The organism is Novimethylophilus kurashikiensis (assembly GCF_003112435.1).
Lineage (GTDB): Bacteria > Pseudomonadota > Gammaproteobacteria > Burkholderiales > Methylophilaceae > Novimethylophilus > Novimethylophilus kurashikiensis.
Genome location: NZ_BDOQ01000017.1, coordinates 17558 through 34935, shown reverse-complemented (window position 1 = coordinate 34935; position 17378 = coordinate 17558). Strand labels below are relative to the sequence as shown.

At 58.3% G+C, this 17378-nt stretch carries 17 protein-coding genes; 10 read left to right on the top strand and 7 right to left on the bottom strand.

Annotated features, from left to right (window positions below; all coding sequences use genetic code 11):
- The first annotated feature begins 72 nt into the window (after positions 1-72).
- Positions 73-453, top strand: a complete 381-nt coding sequence (ftsB, locus tag NMK_RS14095) for a cell division protein FtsB (protein ID WP_109016405.1) — start codon at positions 73-75, stop codon at positions 451-453.
- Here the strand turns inward: ftsB and ygfZ are convergent.
- Positions 441-1463 carry a CAF17-like 4Fe-4S cluster assembly/insertion protein YgfZ gene (gene ygfZ / locus NMK_RS14090; RefSeq protein ID WP_109016404.1) on the bottom strand — a complete coding sequence of 341 codons (1023 nt, stop codon included), beginning with the start codon at positions 1461-1463 and terminating at the stop codon, positions 441-443. The genes ftsB and ygfZ overlap by 13 nt on opposite strands.
- Before the next feature lie 35 nt (positions 1464-1498).
- Between ygfZ and NMK_RS14085 the strand changes: the two genes are divergently transcribed.
- The 9 genes from NMK_RS14085 (at position 1499) to NMK_RS14045 (ending at position 9688) form a co-directional block, all read left to right on the top strand.
- The gene (locus tag NMK_RS14085; protein WP_146187217.1) at positions 1499-1960 is read left to right on the top strand and encodes a protein YgfX; all 462 of its coding nucleotides are present in this window, start codon (positions 1499-1501) and stop codon (positions 1958-1960) included.
- A gap of 96 nt (positions 1961-2056) precedes the next feature.
- Entirely contained in the window at positions 2057-2911 is an 855-nt protein-coding gene (locus NMK_RS14080; RefSeq protein WP_109016402.1) for a 3',5'-nucleoside bisphosphate phosphatase, read from the top strand.
- A gap of 2 nt (positions 2912-2913) precedes the next feature.
- Positions 2914-3549, top strand: coding sequence for an L-threonylcarbamoyladenylate synthase (locus tag NMK_RS14075; protein ID WP_109016401.1), 636 nt, complete (start codon positions 2914-2916; stop codon positions 3547-3549).
- Positions 3549-4214 carry a site-2 protease family protein gene (locus NMK_RS14070; protein ID WP_109016400.1) on the top strand — a complete coding sequence of 222 codons (666 nt, stop codon included), beginning with the start codon at positions 3549-3551 and terminating at the stop codon, positions 4212-4214. The genes NMK_RS14075 and NMK_RS14070 overlap by 1 nt, the downstream gene beginning before the upstream one ends.
- A gap of 55 nt (positions 4215-4269) precedes the next feature.
- Positions 4270-5472 carry a tryptophan--tRNA ligase gene (locus NMK_RS14065; RefSeq protein ID WP_109016399.1) on the top strand — a complete coding sequence of 401 codons (1203 nt, stop codon included), beginning with the start codon at positions 4270-4272 and terminating at the stop codon, positions 5470-5472.
- 118 nt (positions 5473-5590) lie between these two features.
- Complete coding sequence (locus NMK_RS14060; protein ID WP_227871516.1) at positions 5591-6385, top strand: segregation and condensation protein A; 795 nt, start codon at positions 5591-5593, stop codon at positions 6383-6385.
- The gene (gene scpB, locus NMK_RS14055; RefSeq protein ID WP_109016397.1) at positions 6378-6923 is read left to right on the top strand and encodes an SMC-Scp complex subunit ScpB; all 546 of its coding nucleotides are present in this window, start codon (positions 6378-6380) and stop codon (positions 6921-6923) included. Before NMK_RS14060 ends, scpB begins: the two co-directional genes overlap by 8 nt.
- Positions 6924-6943: 20 nt before the next feature.
- A complete protein-coding gene (locus NMK_RS14050; RefSeq protein WP_109016396.1) occupies positions 6944-7975 on the top strand; it encodes a pseudouridine synthase in 1032 nt (343 codons plus the stop codon).
- A 60-nt stretch (positions 7976-8035) separates the two neighbouring features.
- Positions 8036-9688, top strand: coding sequence for a hypothetical protein (locus NMK_RS14045; protein WP_109016395.1), 1653 nt, complete (start codon positions 8036-8038; stop codon positions 9686-9688).
- An 18-nt stretch (positions 9689-9706) separates the two neighbouring features.
- On the opposite strand, the gene NMK_RS14040 is transcribed toward NMK_RS14045, so the two are convergent.
- The 6 genes from NMK_RS14040 to NMK_RS14015 form a co-directional block, all read right to left on the bottom strand.
- A complete protein-coding gene (locus NMK_RS14040; RefSeq protein WP_109016394.1) occupies positions 9707-11782 on the bottom strand; it encodes a bifunctional diguanylate cyclase/phosphodiesterase in 2076 nt (691 codons plus the stop codon).
- Positions 11783-11784: 2 nt separating this feature from the next.
- Positions 11785-12294, bottom strand: coding sequence for a YfiR family protein (locus NMK_RS14035; protein ID WP_109016393.1), 510 nt, complete (start codon positions 12292-12294; stop codon positions 11785-11787).
- Positions 12291-14264 (bottom strand): TonB-dependent receptor plug domain-containing protein, encoded by a 1974-nt coding sequence (locus NMK_RS14030; protein ID WP_227871514.1) that lies wholly within the window; start codon positions 14262-14264, stop codon positions 12291-12293. The genes NMK_RS14035 and NMK_RS14030 overlap by 4 nt, the downstream gene beginning before the upstream one ends.
- An 83-nt stretch (positions 14265-14347) precedes the next feature.
- On the bottom strand, positions 14348-15250 hold the full coding sequence (gene prmB, locus NMK_RS14025; protein ID WP_109016392.1) for a 50S ribosomal protein L3 N(5)-glutamine methyltransferase: 903 nt from the start codon (positions 15248-15250) through the stop codon (positions 14348-14350).
- A 66-nt stretch (positions 15251-15316) separates the two neighbouring features.
- Positions 15317-16444, bottom strand: coding sequence for a succinyl-diaminopimelate desuccinylase (gene dapE, locus NMK_RS14020; protein ID WP_109016423.1), 1128 nt, complete (start codon positions 16442-16444; stop codon positions 15317-15319).
- A gap of 74 nt (positions 16445-16518) precedes the next feature.
- Complete coding sequence (locus NMK_RS14015; protein ID WP_109016391.1) at positions 16519-17361, bottom strand: nitrate- and nitrite sensing domain-containing protein; 843 nt, start codon at positions 17359-17361, stop codon at positions 16519-16521.
- Positions 17362-17378: the final 17 nt, after the last annotated feature.

The window sequence follows — 17378 nt, the reverse complement described above, 5'->3', positions numbered from 1 at the left end:
TGTCCGAAACCATGCAGCGTTTCGGAGAGGGGTAGGTTCTATGTCGATGGCAATCGTTACTTTTAAATCCTGATGAGGCTGCTCACCCTTTTTCTGGTCATCCTGATCGCCGCGCTGCAATATCCATTGTGGCTCGGCAAGGGTAGCTGGATGCGCGTGTGGGATTTGAACCATCAGATCGAGCAGCAGAAAACTGCCAACGATAAGCTCAAGGCGCGTAACAATTCGCTGGATGCTGAAGTGCGCGACCTCAAGCAAGGCTACGCCGCGATTGAAGAGCGCGCCCGCAGCGAACTCGGCATGGTGAAGCAGGATGAGGTGTTCTATCAGGTGGTGGATGGCGGAACGCCGCCTGTTGCACCTGCCCCTCAAAAGACGGAACCGGTCAAGCCGGTCCCGAATAAAACGGAAGCGGCCAAACCTGCTGCCGCTCCCACGCCTCACAAGCCGTAAGGCAAATCTCGTAGTTCCAGCACGCTCCCATCCTCTAGTCGGATCGGCCCGGCTTCCACGCTTTCCAGACGAATTTCAGCGAGTACTTCAAATCCGCCTTGCACTGCTGCCGCTGCGTTGACAATTAAGCCCACAGGTTCGGCCGTGTCAGTGCCGAAAATTTTGTCCCCAGGGGCGACCGATGTTGCCGTGGTATGCGCCAAGTGTGTTCTGCGCTTCACTTTCCCCAGGTAGTGCGTGCGAGCGACGATTTCCTGGCCGGTGTAACAGCCCTTGTTGAAGCTGATGCCGCCCAGAAGGTCGAGATTGAGCATCTGCGGGACGAATTCTTCCTGCGTACCGGCGGTGACTTGCGGTACGCCAGCCCGGATTTCCAGCCATTCCCACACTGCGCTGCCGACGGGCTTGAATTTGGCTGCCAGCTGATTCCAAAGCGCTGAAGCGGCATCGACCGGGACGACGATCTCAAAACGCGGCATGATGCCCGGGAGCCGCAGCAGTGCCGTCTCGTTGTGGACGACCAGTTGATGCGGTTGTGCGGGAATGGTCGGGAACACGACAGAAAGCCCAGCTTCTGCATTCTTGCCCGAGAGCCCGATGCGAACCTTTGCGGTGCTCGCATCCGCAATTTTTACTTTTGAACGCAATACGAACATGCCGAGCCGCTTCATGATGGCTGGGGTAATGCCACCATCGAGCTGGGCGTAATGCGCGTCGCCTTGCTTCCACAATAGCAGGGTCGCGAGCAGGCGGCCCTTGGCCGTACAATAACCAGCGTATTCGCTGTTGCTGCCATTGAGCAGCTTGATGTCGTTGGTGAGCTGGCCTTGCAGAAAAGCTTGTGTGTCCTCGCCGGTGAGTTCGAGCAGGCCCAGATGCGAGAGGTCGGCCATGACATCGCCTTCGGCTGCGGCGACGAGTTCTGCTTGCGGTTGGCCGAAATGCTGGACGCGGGATTCCGCCAGTTGCGCGCCCGATGCAGCCAGAAAGTCTAACCAGGTGTTTGCCATTTCGATTCCAGAATATAAAAACAAGAATAAGAAAATTGTCGAAAAATCCGTCCCATTATAACTTCAAGCCCTTCCAGGCCGACTTGATCCCTTCGTGTCGGTTGCGAGCATTGCTCGTGATCATGCACGGGTTGTGCCTGATTGCCATCGTCGTCTTGCCTCTCGCCTGGCTCGTCAAGACGGTAATTGCGATGGCGCTAGTAGCAAGCCTCATGATTTACCTGCGGCAACTTCCGGGCAAGGTGCGAGGTCTCAAGTTGACCAAAGATGGCTCGTTCTCGGTACGACTTGTGCAGGATGATTGGGTTCCGGCAGAAATCCTGGGGTCGAGTTTCGTTCAGCCCTGGCTCACCGTGTTGCATCTGCGGTTGGAAGGGCGAAAACGCATGCTGCCGGTCGTACTGTTTCCGGACGCGTTGCCCCACGAGGCATTTCGTCGACTGCGCGTCTGGCTCAACTGGGGCTGGAAGTCGGGCGACGAACAGGCGAAAACGTAGGAAAATCGCCGGATTTCCCCTAGGTTTGAGGGTGCCGAGATAGCAAGCTATCGCGCCTAATGCTATGATTCGGCTTGATTTCAACACACTCCCCGCATGACTCCCCAATTCGATCTCCACTGCCATTCCACGGTTTCCGATGGATTGCTCGCGCCTGCCGATCTAATGGCCTACGCCGCCGAACGCGGAGTGGATGTGCTCGCGCTCACCGACCATGACGACGTGGCCGGTTTGGCGGAGGCTGCCGAGGCAGCCAAAGCGCATGGGCTAGGCTTTATCAATGGTGTGGAAATCTCGGTGACCTGGCATCGTCGTACCTTGCACATCGTAGGCCTCAAGGTCGATCCCGAGTATGCGCCGCTCAAGGACGGGCTGAAACGCATCCGCGACAGCCGTCATACACGGGCCCAAGGCATGGCTGATAGTCTCGCGCGCGCAGGCATTGCCGGCAGCCTGGAAGGCGCTTACGCACATGCCACCAAGGGTGGCATCATCAGCCGCAGCCATTTTGCGCGATGGATGGTGGAGCAGGGCTACGCCAACGAAGTGCGTAGTGTGTTCAAACGCTTTCTCGTCCCCGGCAAACCCGGTTATTTCGAGCACAATTGGGCGGACCTGGAAGAAGCCGTAAGCTGGATCGTCGGCAGCGGCGGCGTGCCCGTTCTGGCACATCCGGGACGCTACGACCTCGGTCGCACCAACATGCTCAACCTGTTGCATGAGTTCCGCGAGCTGGGCGGCAAGGCGGTAGAAGTCGTCACCGGCAGCCACACGGCCGATCAGTACCAGGAATTCGCCCGTTTGGCGCATCAATTCGATCTGCTGGCATCGACCGGTTCCGATTACCACGGGCCGGGCATGACTTACGTGGAAATGGGCCGTTTGCCTGCCTTGCCTTCCATTTGCAAACCCATCTGGCACGATTGGGCCGAAATGGCGGCGGTGCACTGATCATGTCCCAATATTTTTCCATCCACCCCGAGAATCCCCAGGCCCGTCTGATCCAGCAAGCGGTGGCGATCCTGCGCAACGGCGGGGTTATCGCTTACCCCACCGATTCGTGCTATGCCCTGGGCTGTGTTCTTGGCGACAAGGAAGCGCAGGAACGTATCCGCGCCATTCGCGGCGTGGATGAAGACCATCTGTTCACGCTGGTGTGCCGCAACCTGACCGACATTGCCACCTATGCGCGGGTCGATAACCGGCAGTTCCGCTTGCTCAAGGCACACACGCCCGGGAGCTATACATTTATTCTGGAAGCCACGCGAGAAGTGCCGCGCCGCTTGCAGCATCCCAAGCGCAGCACGATAGGCTTGCGCGTGCCGGAGCATGCGGTAACGCAAGCCTTGCTTGATGAATTGGGCGAACCCTTGTTGAGCATGACGCTGACGCTGCCCGGCGAAGAAGGCCCGCTTAACGAGGCGTGGGAAATCCGCGACCGGCTGGAGCACCAACTGGACCTCGTTATCGATGCCGGCGCTTGCGCCAACGAGATGACCACGGTGATCGACTTGAGCAAGGAAGAGCCTGCGCTGGTGCGCAAGGGCCGCGGCGATATCGCGTCTTTCGGTTTTGAAGAGGAATACTGATGCTGTTCGAACTGCTGCAAGCCTTATCCAGCCTGGACACCGTCCAGCGTATCACCATCTATGCACTGCCGGTGATCTTTGCCATTACCGTGCACGAAGCCGCGCACGGCTATGTCGCCCGGTATTTCGGCGACATGACTGCGGAAGCCGCCGGGCGCATCAGCTTCAATCCCTTGCGCCACATCGACCCCATCGGCACGCTGCTGATTCCGGGGCTGACCTTATTGGTGGGCGGCATCCTGTTCGGCTGGGCCAAGCCGGTGCCGGTCAACTTCGGTCGCTTGCGCCATCCCAAGCGCGACATGTTGTGGGTGGCTGCTGCCGGACCGGGATCCAACTTCATCATGGCGATTTTCTGGGCGCTGGCGATCAAGGTCTCGCCGCTGTTGCCGGCCTTCGTCTCGACGCCGCTGGCGCTCATGGGCACGGCAGGCATCATGATCAACGTGGTGCTCATGGTGCTCAATCTGCTACCGTTGCCGCCGCTCGATGGCGGACGTATCGCAGTGAGCCTGCTGCCGCACCGCTTGGCTTGGCAGTTCGCCAAGGTCGAACCCTACGGATTCATCATCCTGCTGGTGCTGATGTTTACCCATGTACTTGGCGCAATTTTGTGGCCATTTATCATGACTGTTTTACAATTGATTTCATGGTTATTTTTCTAAGAGTGGATTTTCCAAAATTCACTTCTTAAGGTTCATTTTTTAAGGTTAAAAACAAATGGCTGTTGAACGCGTACTGTCGGGCATGCGCCCCACTGGCAACCTGCACCTCGGGCATTATCACGGCGTGCTGAAGAACTGGCTCAAGCTCCAACACGAGCATGAGTGCCTGTTCTTCGTCGCCGACTGGCACGCGCTCACTACCCATTACGACACGCCCAGCATCATTGAGGAAAGCGTGTGGGAAATGGTCATCGATTGGCTTGCTGCGGGTGTCGATCCGGCCTATGCCACCATCTTCCTGCAATCGCGCGTGCCGGAGCATGCGGAGTTGCATACGTTGCTGTCCATGATTACTCCTTTAAGTTGGCTGGAACGCGTGCCGACCTATAAGGACCAGCAGGAAAAACTGGCGAGCAAGGATTTGTCGACGTACGGCTTCCTTGGCTACCCATTGCTGCAAAGCGCCGACATCCTGATCTACAAGGCGACCCAGGTTCCGGTTGGCGAAGACCAGGTTCCGCATATCGAATTCACCCGCGAGATCGCACGCCGCTTTAACCATATTTACGGCCGTGAGCCGGGTTACGAAGAAAAGGCCGAAGCCGCCATCAAGAAGCTGGGCAGCAAGCGCGGCGCGCTCTACGAAGAGCTGCGCAATCGTTACCAGGAATCCGGCGACGATGAAGCGCTTCTCTCCGCACAGGCGCTGATCGAGGAACAGCAAGGCTTGAGCCTGGGCGACCGCGAACGCTTGCTCGGCTTTCTCGAAGGCGGCGGCAAGATTATCCTGGTCGAGCCGGATGCCAAGCTGACCCCGGCTTCCAAAATGCCGGGCCTGGACGGGCAGAAGATGTCCAAGTCCTACAACAACACGATTTCACTGCGCGAAGACCCCGACGTCGTCGCCAAGAAGATCAAGACCATGCCGACCGACCCGGCACGTGTGCGCCGTACCGACCCGGGCGAGCCGACCAAGTGCCCGGTATGGCAGCTGCATGAAGTCTATTCGGACGAGCAGAAGAAGGAATGGGTGCTCAACGGCTGCCGTAGCGCCGGCATCGGCTGCATCGAATGTAAGCAGCCGGTGATCGACGGCGTGCTGGCCGAGCTCAAGCCCATCCAGGAACGCGCCGCAATGTACGCCGAAGACCCGACGCTGGTGAAGAACATCGTCGCCGACGGCTGCGAAAAAGCGCGCAAGCTGGCTCGTGAAACCATGCGCGAAGTGCGCGAAGTGATGGGGTTGAACTACTCGTAATCATGCTGGATTCCGGCATGAGCGCGAGTTAGGGGCGACAATGGCAACAGCACGGGACGGCGCGGTCGAGGCGACTCGGCAGGACAGCGAAGGGCGTGCCGCACCGCAAGTGGCTGCGATGTTCAAGGCAACTGCCGAGATCAATGCGCTCATCCACGGCGAACCGCTCCTGGAACTGCCGCAGGATCTCTACATCCCGCCGGATGCGCTCGAGGTGTACCTCGAAGCCTTCGAAGGCCCGCTGGACTTGTTGCTGTACCTGATTCGCAAGCATAACCTGGATATCCTGGATATCCAGATGGCGGAGCTGACGCGGCAGTACATGGATTATGTCGAGCAGATGCGGGCGGGCAATTTGGAGTTGGCGGGGGAATACCTGCTGATGTCGGCGATGCTGATCGAGATCAAGTCGCGCATGCTGTTGCCTCGACCTGTTGAGATTGAGCAGGAAGAAGACCCGCGTGCTGAACTGGTGCGACGCTTGCTGGAATACGAATCCATGAAGCTTGCAGCCCAGCAGCTCGACGCGTTGCCGCAGGTGGGGCGCGAACTGATGGTGGCGCAGGCTTATTTCGACCATATGCCGCAGCAGAACTTGCCGACGGTCACCATGGACGATTTGCTTGCGGCCTGGCACGGCGTGCTGGAACGTGCCAAGCACTTTACCCATCACCGCATTACCCGCGAACAGTTGTCGGTGCGCGAGCACATGTCGCTGATTTTGCGCAGGCTGAACCAGGACGGCATGCTGGAGTTTACTGCCTTGTTCAACGTGAAAGAGGGCGTACCCAAGCTGGTGGCTTATTTCCTGGCGATGCTGGAACTGGCGCGCGAAGGTTTGCTGCGGATTACCCAGCAGCAGGCCTACGACCCGATTTATCTGCAACCTGTCGAGGTCATGACGAATGTCTGAATCGATCCAGGAGCTTAAAAACGTGCTGGAAGCCGCCTTGCTCACCAGCCCGGAACCACTGTCGCTGGACGACATGCAGCGGCTGTTCGAATCGAGGATGGAGCGGGCGACCTTGCGCATGCTGCTGGATGAACTGCGCGGCGACTGGCAGCCGCGCACGCTTGACTTGCTCCAAGTTGCCAGCGGATGGCGTTTCCAGGCCAAGCCGCAGTACGCGCCATTTATTGCCCGGCTCACGCCTGAACGGCCGCAGCGCTATTCGCGTGCGGTGATGGAAACCTTGGCGATCATCGCTTACAAACAGCCGGTCACGCGCGGCGATATCGAGGAAATTCGCGGTGTGGCAGTCAACCAGAATGTGATGCGCACACTGCAGGAACGCGGCTGGATCGACATCGTCGGCCAGCGCGAAGTGCCAGGACGGCCTTCGCTTTACGCGACTACGAAAACGTTCCTGGACGATCTCAACTTGAGATCGTTGCAGGAGCTGCCACCGTTGCAAACGCTGGCACAACAGGAGATCAAGCTGGAAATATGAGTACTCGCAGAACAGGCCCCATGCGCCGCCCGGTGCAGGAGCAACAAGAGGAAGCGCCGGTAGTACGCGCGCGCAAGAAACCCGCAGCTGCCGCACCGCAACGTTTGCAAAAGGTGCTGGCGGTGTCCGGTCTCGGTTCGCGCCGCGACATGGAAGAGCTGATTGCCAGCGGCCGCGTCACCGTTAACGGCGAGCCGGCCCAACTCGGGCAAACAGTGGGGGCGGATGACGTCGTGCGTATCGACAAGCGCGTGGTCAAGTTGCAGACCGAGCCGCAAATGCCGCGCGTGCTGCTCTACCACAAGCTGGAAGGCGAGATCGTCAGCCAGGACGACCCGGAAAAGCGTGCCAGCGTGTTCGAGAAGCTGCCGCATATTCGCGGTGCCAAGTGGGTGTCGATCGGTCGCTTGGACATCAATACTTGCGGCCTGATGATCTTTACCACTTCTGGCGAACTCGCCAACCACTTCATGCATCCTCGTTATGAAGTCGAGCGAGAATACGCCGTGCGGGTGATGGGCGAGCTGACCGACGAGCAACTGGAACAGATGACCGAAGGCGTGGAACTGGATGACGGTATCGCCAGCTTCGACGCGATTCAGGATCGGGGCGGCGAAGGCTCCAACCACTGGTATCAGGTTATCCTGCGCGAAGGCCGCAAGCGCGAAGTGCGCCGCCTGTTCGAAGCCCAGGGCTTGATGGTGAGCCGCCTGATGCGCGTGCGCTTCGGCCCGGTAACGCTGCCGCCACGCCTCAAACGCGGCCAGTTGCTGACCTTGCAGGACAAGGAAGTGCGTGCGCTGTTGGAATGGGCCGGTTTGCCTGTGCCGCGCAGCAGCCAGCAGCAGCGCCCGATGACGGCACGCGAGAAGGAGCAGGTTGGCAAACCGTTTACGCCGCGCGCTTCCCGCATTGCCATGGCCGCTGCCGCCCAGGAACCCAAGGAACGCAAGGTCAGGAAAGCCGGCTGGGCCAAAGCCAAGCCCAAGGCTTCCTTTAATCCCGCAACCAAGCAGCAGCGGCGTAGCGATCGCAACCGCGGGAGAGGTTAAAAACAACATCCAGCTCGGGTCAGGACGATGATTGCCGGGCTGTTACCAGAGGGGAATGTCATGAGCCAGTCCGGGCAGCAGCCAGCGATCGCGAGCTTCCGCCAAGTTCTGTTGTGGCCGGTGCAATTAATCCCCCAGGGCAACGACCTGCAAATTCATCCTTATTGGGATTATCTCGCCGCAACGCCGGATACGCCCTGGAATCTGGTGCAGGACGAATTCAACGCCACTTCGGGCCGGTTCAGCGAGCGGCGGTACCGTGAGTTCGTCACCTTCTTGCCTTTCGCCCAGCGTTTTCTTTACGGCGAAGGCATCCGCGGCCAGGACGATAGCAGTTACGGACAATCGCCTATCCGTGTTTTTACCCGCAGCGATGTGGCCCAAGCGCGCATCAAGTTCGGCGGCGATTTAGAACCACACCTGTTTACCGTCGACCATACCGATCTCTATTTCTTCTACGACATCGATATCGCCATTCTCGTGGTCGAGATCATCGGCGATAAGCTGCCGCTGGACCGGGCGATGGAAACGCTGTTCCGCTTCGGCCGTGCGTATCCCAGCCATTGGGAACAGAACGGCCAGGGCGGCCATTGTGCAGAGAAAGTCGAATGGCTGGATAAGCAAGGCAATGTCCTGGCCGCATCCGATTACGAACAGAAAGAACGCTATCTCAAGTTCGTGCGCGAGCAACGGGTACCGAGAGTAGCGTCTCACTGGGAATATTTGCTCAAGCCGCTGGTGCAGCATTATTCCGACGAGGAAGGGCTGATTCGCTACCGCGAGATCGAATACCAGCGCATGCCGCTTATGAGCTACATGGCGTTCGACGATGTGTCATGCCTGACTCGCGGCGACTTGATCCGCCTGGGTCTGGTGACACGCCCCGGCGATTCGCAAAGCCTGCCGTATTCCGAAGGGTTCCTGCAGGATTTCGAGGCCAGGTATTGCTACGATCGTTATTGGGAGCCGGGGCACGAGCATTGGGGCAATACCCGGATCATTTGCAACGGCCAAAGTTTTACCGTGCTCGGCAGTGCGGGCGAAGCATTTTTTACGGATAAGGAAACCGGCATCATCAGCCAGTTCCGCCACCAGTATTTCTTGTTGTTCCTCATTGCGCATTTCCAGAAAGCCGCGTTGCTGATGCTCTCGGACCGGCTTGTTTCCGCCATCAGCCGGCTCGATATCGACGACCCGGAATCGATACGCGATTTCCGCAAGAACGTGCGCCATACGCTGGAGATTTTCCTGCGGTTTACCCACCGCTACTGGTTCCAATCGGTTTCCGACCAAGCGCAATCGCGCGACTTGTTCGCCATGATGATCCGGCACTTGGATACGCAGGAGTTGTTCGAGCGCACTCGCCGCCGCATCCTGGATATGACGGAATATCTCGATAGCGATCAGCTCAAGCGCCATGCGGAAATCGTGATCCGGCTGACCGTGGTAACGACTTTCGGGTTGATCGGTACGGTTGCAACAGGTGTGCTCGGGATGAATCTGTTCGCCGATGCCGACAGCACACCCATGATGAAGCTGGCTTATTTCATGGCGGTGTTCGTACCGGTGACGGTGCTGACCCTTTACACCATCGTGAAATCCAAACGCCTGTCGGTATTCCTGGACGCGCTATCCGATGAGCGTTTGAGCAGCAAGCAAAAATTCATGACCCTGTTTGACGTTTGGGCCCGCAAGAAGGAACTCAATGAATAAGGTGGGTGGATAACCTACCTACGCCAGTTCGGCCTGGGACGGTACAGCAATGCCTAGATTGGCGCAGAGGTAATCTGCAGCGGCTTCCGGCGGCAACGGCTTACTAAGCAAGAAGCCTTGGGCCTGGGCGCAGAAGTTGTCGCGCAAGAACTCCAATTGTTCCTGCGTTTCCACACCTTCTGCGATGAGGTTGATTTGCAGGCTCTTGCCCAAGGCGATAATGGCTTGGGTAATCGCCATATCGTCGGCGTCGGTCGGGATGTCCTGGATAAAGCTGCGGTCGATCTTGAGGCTGGTGATCGGGAAACGCTTCAGATAACTCATGGACGAATAGCCGGTGCCGAAATCGTCGATGGAAATGCGGATGCCCGTGCTCCGCAAATGTTCGGTCTTGCGGATGGTTTCTTCCATGTTGTCCATCAGCATGCTCTCGGTAAGCTCAATATCAAGCAAATGCGGCGGCATGCCGGTTTGTTCGATGATGTGAAGCACGCGCTCGACGATATCCGCCTGGCGCAGCTGTCTTGCAGATAGGTTGACGCTCATGGTCAATTCCGGCGCCAGGGTTTGCCATTCTCGCGCTTGGAGACAAGCGGTGCGCAGTACCCATTCGCCGATGGTAATGATGAGGCCGCTCTCTTCCGCGACAGGGATGAATTCCGACGGCGGGATCATGCCCATTTCCGGATGTTGCCAGCGCAACAGCGCTTCGAACCCGACAATACGATTGCTGACGATATCGATCTGCGGTTGGTAATGCAGAACCAGCTCATCCTGGTCGATAGCGCGGCGCAAGCTGTTTTCCAGCGTGAAGCGCTTGATCGCCTTGCCTTCCATTTCAGGTAGATACAACCGGTAGCAGTTCTTGCCATGCTCCTTGGCGCGATACATGGCCGTATCGGCATTGCGGAGCAAGTTGGGAATATCCGAGGCATGGTCTGGGCACATGCCGATGCCGATACTGGCGCTGATGAAGATATCCTTGCCTTCGACATGGATGGGCTTGGCCAACGTCTTAATGATCTTGTCGGCCACCCGTTCCGCTTGGTCGGAATTCTGGATGTTTTCCAGGATCACGGCGAATTCATCGCCGCCGATGCGGCATACGATATCGCCGGTACGCAACGCATGGTTGAAGCGGTGGGCCACTTCCTTCAGCAATTCGTCGCCGATATGGTGGCCCAGCGTGTCGTTGACGATCTTGAAATCGTCCAGGTCGATGAACATCAATCCGCAGACTTCGCCGAAACGCTGCACGCTGCTGATCACCAGTTCCAGGCGTTCCTTGAAGTAGTGGCGATTGGGTAGGTGAGTGACGTTGTCGTAGTAAGCCAGTTGATTGAGCCGCTGCTCGGCCTGCTTGCGCTGGTTAAGCTCGGTGCCCAATTCGTTATCGCGTCGCTGGATCTGCTCCAGCATGGCGTTGAACCCGCGGGCCAGTTCGCCGATTTCGTCGTTGCTCTCGATATCCGCTCGTAGCGAATAGTCCTGCCAGAGGGAAACGTGTCGGGTGAGGCGGGCCAAGTTGGTCAGCGGTTCGGAAATGGTCCGGTTGAGCTTGCCCAGTACTAGCAGCGAAAACCCGAGCGCGCCCAGCGCCGCCAGGATAAACACCATGGTGTAGAGCTTCATGCTCTCGTGGAAACGAGACAGTCCGGCTTCGATAAAGAGCTTGCCGATCGGCTTGCCGTTGAGCTTGATGTCGCGATAGAGCGTGAGCGTATTCAGGCCGAAATGAGCGCCGCTGCCTTCCGGGTCGTAATGAAGCTCGGTGTCCATCGAGCGGCGGTATTGGGCGAATACCTTGCCGTTCGGCAGCAACAATGCGGCCTGGGTGACGCCGGGCGCCACCTCCAGCGTAGCGAGCACTTCTTTGGCAGACTTGGCATCGACGAAAGCCAGCGCTGCTACGCTGTTTTCCTGGATGATGCTCGCCTCGACCTCGACCTTTTGCTTGAGCTCCTGCCGAACTGAGAAATACTCATAGTTGAGCATGACCGCCAGCACCACGAACAAGGCTGAAGAAATGGCAAAGAGCTGGAACGACGCGAGCTTGGTCTTGATCTGGGTGCGACTGAAGAAGCGAGCGAGCATGGTTAGTACACCCGGTAAGCCAGCCGCAGCATCTTGGAGCTGAGGTTGAGACGAGCGCGGTGGGCGGGTTCCACATCGACCGAGAAAGCGAGCTTGTTGTTCTCGACCGTCATATTGATCATGGCCCCGGCCCTTTCAGATTCTCCGTCGGCGCTGACCGTCAGGATAGGAAGGTCGGCGACGTTTTGCAGCAGTCTCCTGACATTGACGACGCCGGAGTCGCTCCAGTATAGCAGTTGGCATTGTCGGGCCTGGGCGGTTTCGGTAATGCGCAGCACGGAGAGCCGGGCGTTCTGGATCGGCTTGCCTTCCAGCGACGATAGCGCGTTGCCGATAGGGTCGTTGCTGAAAACGCACAGGTTGAAATTGCCGGCGATGGGCTCGGGCCATTCGGTGAACGAGGCGAAGTTATACAGGAAAGCCGCCTTCATCTCGTATTCCGGCACCGGGTCCGCCAGTACGGCGGGTGAGGCTAGGGTCAACGCAATCAGTGTGAGCCGGGGCAAGGTCATTTAAGATCGTACGTCAGCTGCAACCACACGTTGCGACCGTCCATGGGCAGGCTGTCTTGCGTTAGTCCATCCGGGGCCACGGCGGCGTAATTGCGATCGAACACATTGCGAAGGCTGAGCGAAGCACCCAGCCCGTAAACTGGCCGTTCGGTGGTGAAGGTCAGGTTGGCAAGCGTGTAGCTGCCCAGTTCGTTATTACCCTTGGTGCGGCGGGAACCCGTGTATTGCAATTCCAGGCCGCTCCGCAGCCAATGCTGCATGAACGGGAAGGTGAGGTTGAATTTGCCGAGGTTGCGGGGGGAATTGACCATCCACTGATTGTTTTGGTCGATGGAATCCTGATGTGAATAGCTGGCCCGCAAGCGCACGCCGTTATCCCATTTTCGCTCCAGTTCCATCTCGATGCCGGTGGTATGGCTGCTGCCGACGTTGATGAAATGGTTGGTGTTGGCGTCGATATCGACGTCGGTGATGAGGTCGTGGGTGCGGTAATGGTAGAGCGAACTGATGAGTCGGGTTTGCGGCGTGAAATCGTGTTGGAGTATCAGCTCGGTCGTGGTGACGTATTCGGATTGCAGACGATTGTTAGGAAGCTGCTCGCCGTCGGTGTAGTACTTCTCGTAGGTGGCCGGCATGCGGAACGCCGTGCTATACGCGACCTTGAGCATGGTTTGCGGCTGTAGGGCATACATCACCGCAATGCGCGGGTTGACCTCGCTGCCCAAGTCGCTGGCATAGTCGTAGCGCGCGCCCAGGTTGAGCCGCCATTGATCGGTGAGCGAGATTTCATCCTGTAGGTAGGCGCTGATGGTCTGGCGCGAATGGCTCGAAGTGGCCACCGGGTCGTGCAGATCCATCTGGAAGTCGTCGCGGTATTCGGCACCGAATACCAGCGTATGGTCCTCGAAAGCCGTGCTCACGAACTTCTGGTCGATGCCCCACCATTGCCCCAGGTTGTGTTCGCGCCACATACCGCCCACGAGATACATGCCCGCGCCGCGGTCGAGATAGTTGCCGTAATAGGCGTGGGTCGATGACTTGAGCTTGGCACCGAGGTCCAGATCGTACTTGGCGCTCACGAAACCGTTGTTGTCCCAATACTGGTTGTAGGCATTGAATTCGACGCCGTAGGATGCGGTGGGAATGCCTTTCCTGCGATCGACGTAGGCGGCTTCCAGCGTCAGGTTTTCGTATTGCAGCTTGCCGAAGACGCGCTTGCTTTCCTCGTAGTCCAGATGGCGGGCCACGGCATGATTGCTGGCGACATTGGGGTTCTCGTTGGCCGGGTCGAGAAATTCGGGGAAAAACAGGTTTTGTCCGTCGCTATCCAGCCAGGAGAATGAGAGCAGCACGTCGGCGCCGTTTTGCAGCCGGTTGCCGTAAGTGGCGCGGCCTTTCTTGCCGCCGTAGCTCATGCCCTCGGCGGAGAACTGCGTGCCGCCGAAATCGCGGCCTTTCTTGGTGATGATGTTGATGATGCCGAAGTAGGCGTTATTGCCGTAAGCCACGGAGCCGGTGCCGGGAACGTATTCCACGCGGTCGATCAATTCGACGTCGATCAGCCCGGAGTTATCGATATAGCTCTGGTTATAGATGTTGTCGTTGGTGGCATAGCCGTCGATCATCAACAGGATACGCCCGGCAAAGTCGCCGGGACGGCCGAATCCGCGGCCGCCTAGATATTGGAAAGCGCGGTCGTAGGTGGTGTACAGCCCGCGTATGCTGTTGAGAATATCGGCCAGGGAATGGTAGCCGTAGGCGCGGATGTCGTCTGCGGTCACGACGGTGACCGCGGAGGGCTCATCCGTGACTTGCCGTGCGATCTTGGCGGCGGTCGTGACTTCCATGCCAAGCAGTTGCTCGAAGGGCAGCACCGTGAGGTCGCTGGTTTTCCCTGCGTCGGCCCGGGCATAAGCTGCACTGAGCAGCACCCCTGCGACGATGGCATGAATTAATCGTTGTTTATTCAATCCCCTGACCCTGATTCTGACATTTTTGAAGTTTCGGATGGCGGTGTCAGATTAACCGGATTATTGCAGAGGTTAAGCGGTTTTCAAATACCGCCGACGATGTCTTCGCGCCGTAACATGAATACGAACTCGTCGCCCGCGCTGACATCCAGCCAAGTAAAGGGCAACCCGGGGAATTCCGCTTCGAGCGCATCGCGGTTATGGCCGATCTCGACGATCAACAGGCCGCCGGGGATGAGGTGGGCCGGCGCCGCTTCCAGCAAATCGCGGACGTGGTCCAACCCATCGTCGCCAGAGGCCAGCGCCAGTTGCGGCTCGCGACGGTATTCGGGTGGCAGGGCGTCCATGGAGGGGGCGTTCACATAGGGTGGATTGGAGATGATGATGTCATAGCGCTTGTCACCCAGCGCAGACAGCATGTCCGACTTGACGGCATGCACGCGGTCTTCCAACCCGTAGTCGGTGATGTTGCGGCGCGCCACGGCAAGGGCATCGTCCGAGATGTCGATGGCGTCCACGTCTGCATTGGGGAAGGCATGCGCCAGCAGGATGGCGAGGCACCCGCTACCGGTACAAATATCGGCCACATGCACGATTTCTTCCGGATTCTCGATCCAGGGTTCCAGGTCTTCGCGCAGTAGTTCGGCAATGAAGGAGCGCGGCACGATGACGCGTTCGTCGACATAAAACTTGTATTCGCCCAGCCATGCTTCGCGAACCAGATAGGCTGTTGGAATCCGTTCATCCACGCGGCGTTCGATCAGGTGCAGCAGATGCTTGCGTTCGGTTTCGGTGATCACTGCGTCCAGGAAGGTTTCCATGGCGTCGTGCGGTAAATGCAGCGCTGCCATGATGAGCCAGGCCGCTTCATCGAAGCTGTTTTGCGTGCCATGTCCGAAAAACAGGCCGGCCTCCTCGAAGCGGCTGACAGCAAAGCGCAGCCAGTCGCGGATGGTGAAGAGTTCGGTATGGGAATGCGTTGTCATGTTTCTTTTTTCCGCAAAAAGGAACCTGCGAGGCGGGGCTCGCTGGTCTCTCGAGTGTGATAAAAATTATTTAAGCAGTTTTTCCAGCGTCAGCCGATACGTGTCCTTGAGCGGATCGATATCTGCCACGCCCACGCATTCGTTGAGTTTGTGGATGGTGGCATTGAGCGGCCCGAACTCGATCACTTGAGGACAGATATCGGCGATAAAGCGACCGTCTGAAGTGCCGCCACTGGTGGAAAGCTCCGGCGTGACACCATAGGCTTCTTCAATGGCGGCGGAAATGGCCGCAACCAGGCTGCCCTTGGGCGTGAGGTAGGGTTTGCCCGACAACTCCCACTCGAGATCGTATTCCAGCCCGTGCTTGTCCAGGATGGCATGCACGCGATCTTTCAGGCTTTGCTCGGTGCTCGCGGTGGAGAATCGGAAGTTGAACAGGATTTCGACATGGCCCGGCACAACGTTGGTTGCCCCCGTGCCGCTATTGAAATTGGAAATCTGCCACGAGGTCGGCGGGAAATATTCGTTGCCCTTGTCCCACTCCGTCGTGGCGAGTTCGGCCACGGCAGGCGCTACCATGTGGATGGGATTCTTGACCAGGTGAGGGTAGGCGATATGGCCCTGGATGCCTTTGACGATAAGCGTGCCGGAGAGCGAACCGCGGCGGCCGTTCTTGATCATGTCGCCGACCTTCTTGTTGGACGTCGGCTCGCCCACGATGCAGTAATCCAGCAGTTCGCCGCGTGCCTGCAAGGCTTCCACCACTTTCACTGTGCCGTCCACGGCCACGCCTTCTTCATCGGAAGTGATCAGGAGTGCAATAGAGCCAGGATGGTCGGGGTTGTTGGCAAGAAACTCTTCGAGCGCCACGATAAAGGCGGCGATAGAGGTCTTCATGTCTGCTGATCCGCGACCGTACAGCATGCCGTCGCGGATGGTGGGTTCAAACGGCGGGCTCACCCATTGGTCGATAGGGCCGCTCGGCACCACATCGGTATGGCCGGCAAATACGATGACGGGGCTGGCCGTGCCGCGGCGAGCCCAAAAGTTATCGACGTTGCTGAAACGCATTTTTTCGATGCGAAAGCCTAGTTTTTCGAGGCGTTCGATAAGGATTTCCTGGCAGCCGGCATCGTCCGGCGTCAGCGAACGGCGCGCAATCAGGGCGCGGGCAAGATCAAGGGTGGCGGTCATGATGGTCTGGAATGATGCAAAAACGAAAGCATAGCATTCCACGGCTGTTCCAGTCAGCCGTGGCAGTGCTCGCCCTAGCCGCGGCTCATGACGGCTGTACTCGTGTCCTGGGCGACATCGCGCCATAGCGCCAGGCATGAATCGATGGCGTCCGTGGCAGTCTGGAAAAACACCGCAGGCGCGATATCTACCGCATCCGTCTTGATGAACCGGCTTTCGAGCGTCAGCAGGAATTCGTCTACCTTCTTGGAAACCGCTTCATTCTCGATGGAAGCATTATGCACGCCCTCGAAACATTCGCGAATGCGCTGTTCGAGAAAGCTCAAGCGGATGCGGCCGACGGCGCCGCACTGGCCTTGCGCGGCATAGCCGGACCCCAATGCGCGCGCCTGGCCGATGCTTTCGAGCAGGAGCGGCAGTTTCAACAGCAGCGCATTGGAGAGTCGCGCCAAGGTGCTGCCTTCTCCATCCAGCAAACCGAGATGCTCGCCCATGTCGCCCATGAGGTGGATGATTCCGCGTACCAGCGAGGTATGTTGTTTAAAACTCGTTTCCGGGACTTGGCCTTCGGAGGTTGCCAGCATTTCGTTCCACTGATCGACGATCACGGCAAAGCTGCGGCGATCCGGGTGCAGTTCGGGCGTGCTTTCCAGTACCGGCGGGATGCGGTTGAGGATGTTCTGGATTTCCTGGCGTTTGCCCATGAGCTTGGGGCGGAATGAGGCGTCGCCGTTGAGAAAGGCAATTGACATGCCGCGATGCTGCTGTACGGCAGCCATGAGGTCGAGGCCCGCGCGCAGTACGGCAAGGCCATGTTCCTGCCGCTGCTGCTTGCGCTTGCGGCGGCCGTGTTCGGCCAGGTTAAGCATGATGCCGATGACGATGAATACGGCGAGACAAAGCAAAGTGGTCGTCATGAAAAAGCTCCGCGGCG

Bases quoted from the DNA above. Each gene is read 5' to 3' on its own strand.
- NMK_RS14040 (WP_109016394.1), bottom strand. From the start codon at position 11,782: ATGCTCGCTCGCTTCTTCAGTCGCACCCAGATCAAGACCAAGCTCGCG.
- NMK_RS14045 (WP_109016395.1), top strand. From the start codon at position 8,036: ATGAGCCAGTCCGGGCAGCAGCCAGCGATCGCGAGCTTCCGCCAAGTT.
- NMK_RS14015 (WP_109016391.1), bottom strand. From the start codon at position 17,361: ATGACGACCACTTTGCTTTGTCTCGCCGTATTCATCGTCATCGGCATC.
- ygfZ (WP_109016404.1), bottom strand. From the start codon at position 1,463: ATGGCAAACACCTGGTTAGACTTTCTGGCTGCATCGGGCGCGCAACTG.
- NMK_RS14050 (WP_109016396.1), top strand. From the start codon at position 6,944: ATGCGCCGCCCGGTGCAGGAGCAACAAGAGGAAGCGCCGGTAGTACGC.
- NMK_RS14035 (WP_109016393.1), bottom strand. From the start codon at position 12,294: ATGACCTTGCCCCGGCTCACACTGATTGCGTTGACCCTAGCCTCACCC.
- dapE (WP_109016423.1), bottom strand. From the start codon at position 16,444: ATGACCGCCACCCTTGATCTTGCCCGCGCCCTGATTGCGCGCCGTTCG.
- NMK_RS14080 (WP_109016402.1), top strand. From the start codon at position 2,057: ATGACTCCCCAATTCGATCTCCACTGCCATTCCACGGTTTCCGATGGA.
- scpB (WP_109016397.1), top strand. From the start codon at position 6,378: ATGTCTGAATCGATCCAGGAGCTTAAAAACGTGCTGGAAGCCGCCTTG.
- NMK_RS14070 (WP_109016400.1), top strand. From the start codon at position 3,549: ATGCTGTTCGAACTGCTGCAAGCCTTATCCAGCCTGGACACCGTCCAG.
- NMK_RS14075 (WP_109016401.1), top strand. From the start codon at position 2,914: ATGTCCCAATATTTTTCCATCCACCCCGAGAATCCCCAGGCCCGTCTG.
- prmB (WP_109016392.1), bottom strand. From the start codon at position 15,250: ATGACAACGCATTCCCATACCGAACTCTTCACCATCCGCGACTGGCTG.
- ftsB (WP_109016405.1), top strand. From the start codon at position 73: ATGAGGCTGCTCACCCTTTTTCTGGTCATCCTGATCGCCGCGCTGCAA.
- NMK_RS14065 (WP_109016399.1), top strand. From the start codon at position 4,270: ATGGCTGTTGAACGCGTACTGTCGGGCATGCGCCCCACTGGCAACCTG.
- NMK_RS14060 (WP_227871516.1), top strand. From the start codon at position 5,591: ATGTTCAAGGCAACTGCCGAGATCAATGCGCTCATCCACGGCGAACCG.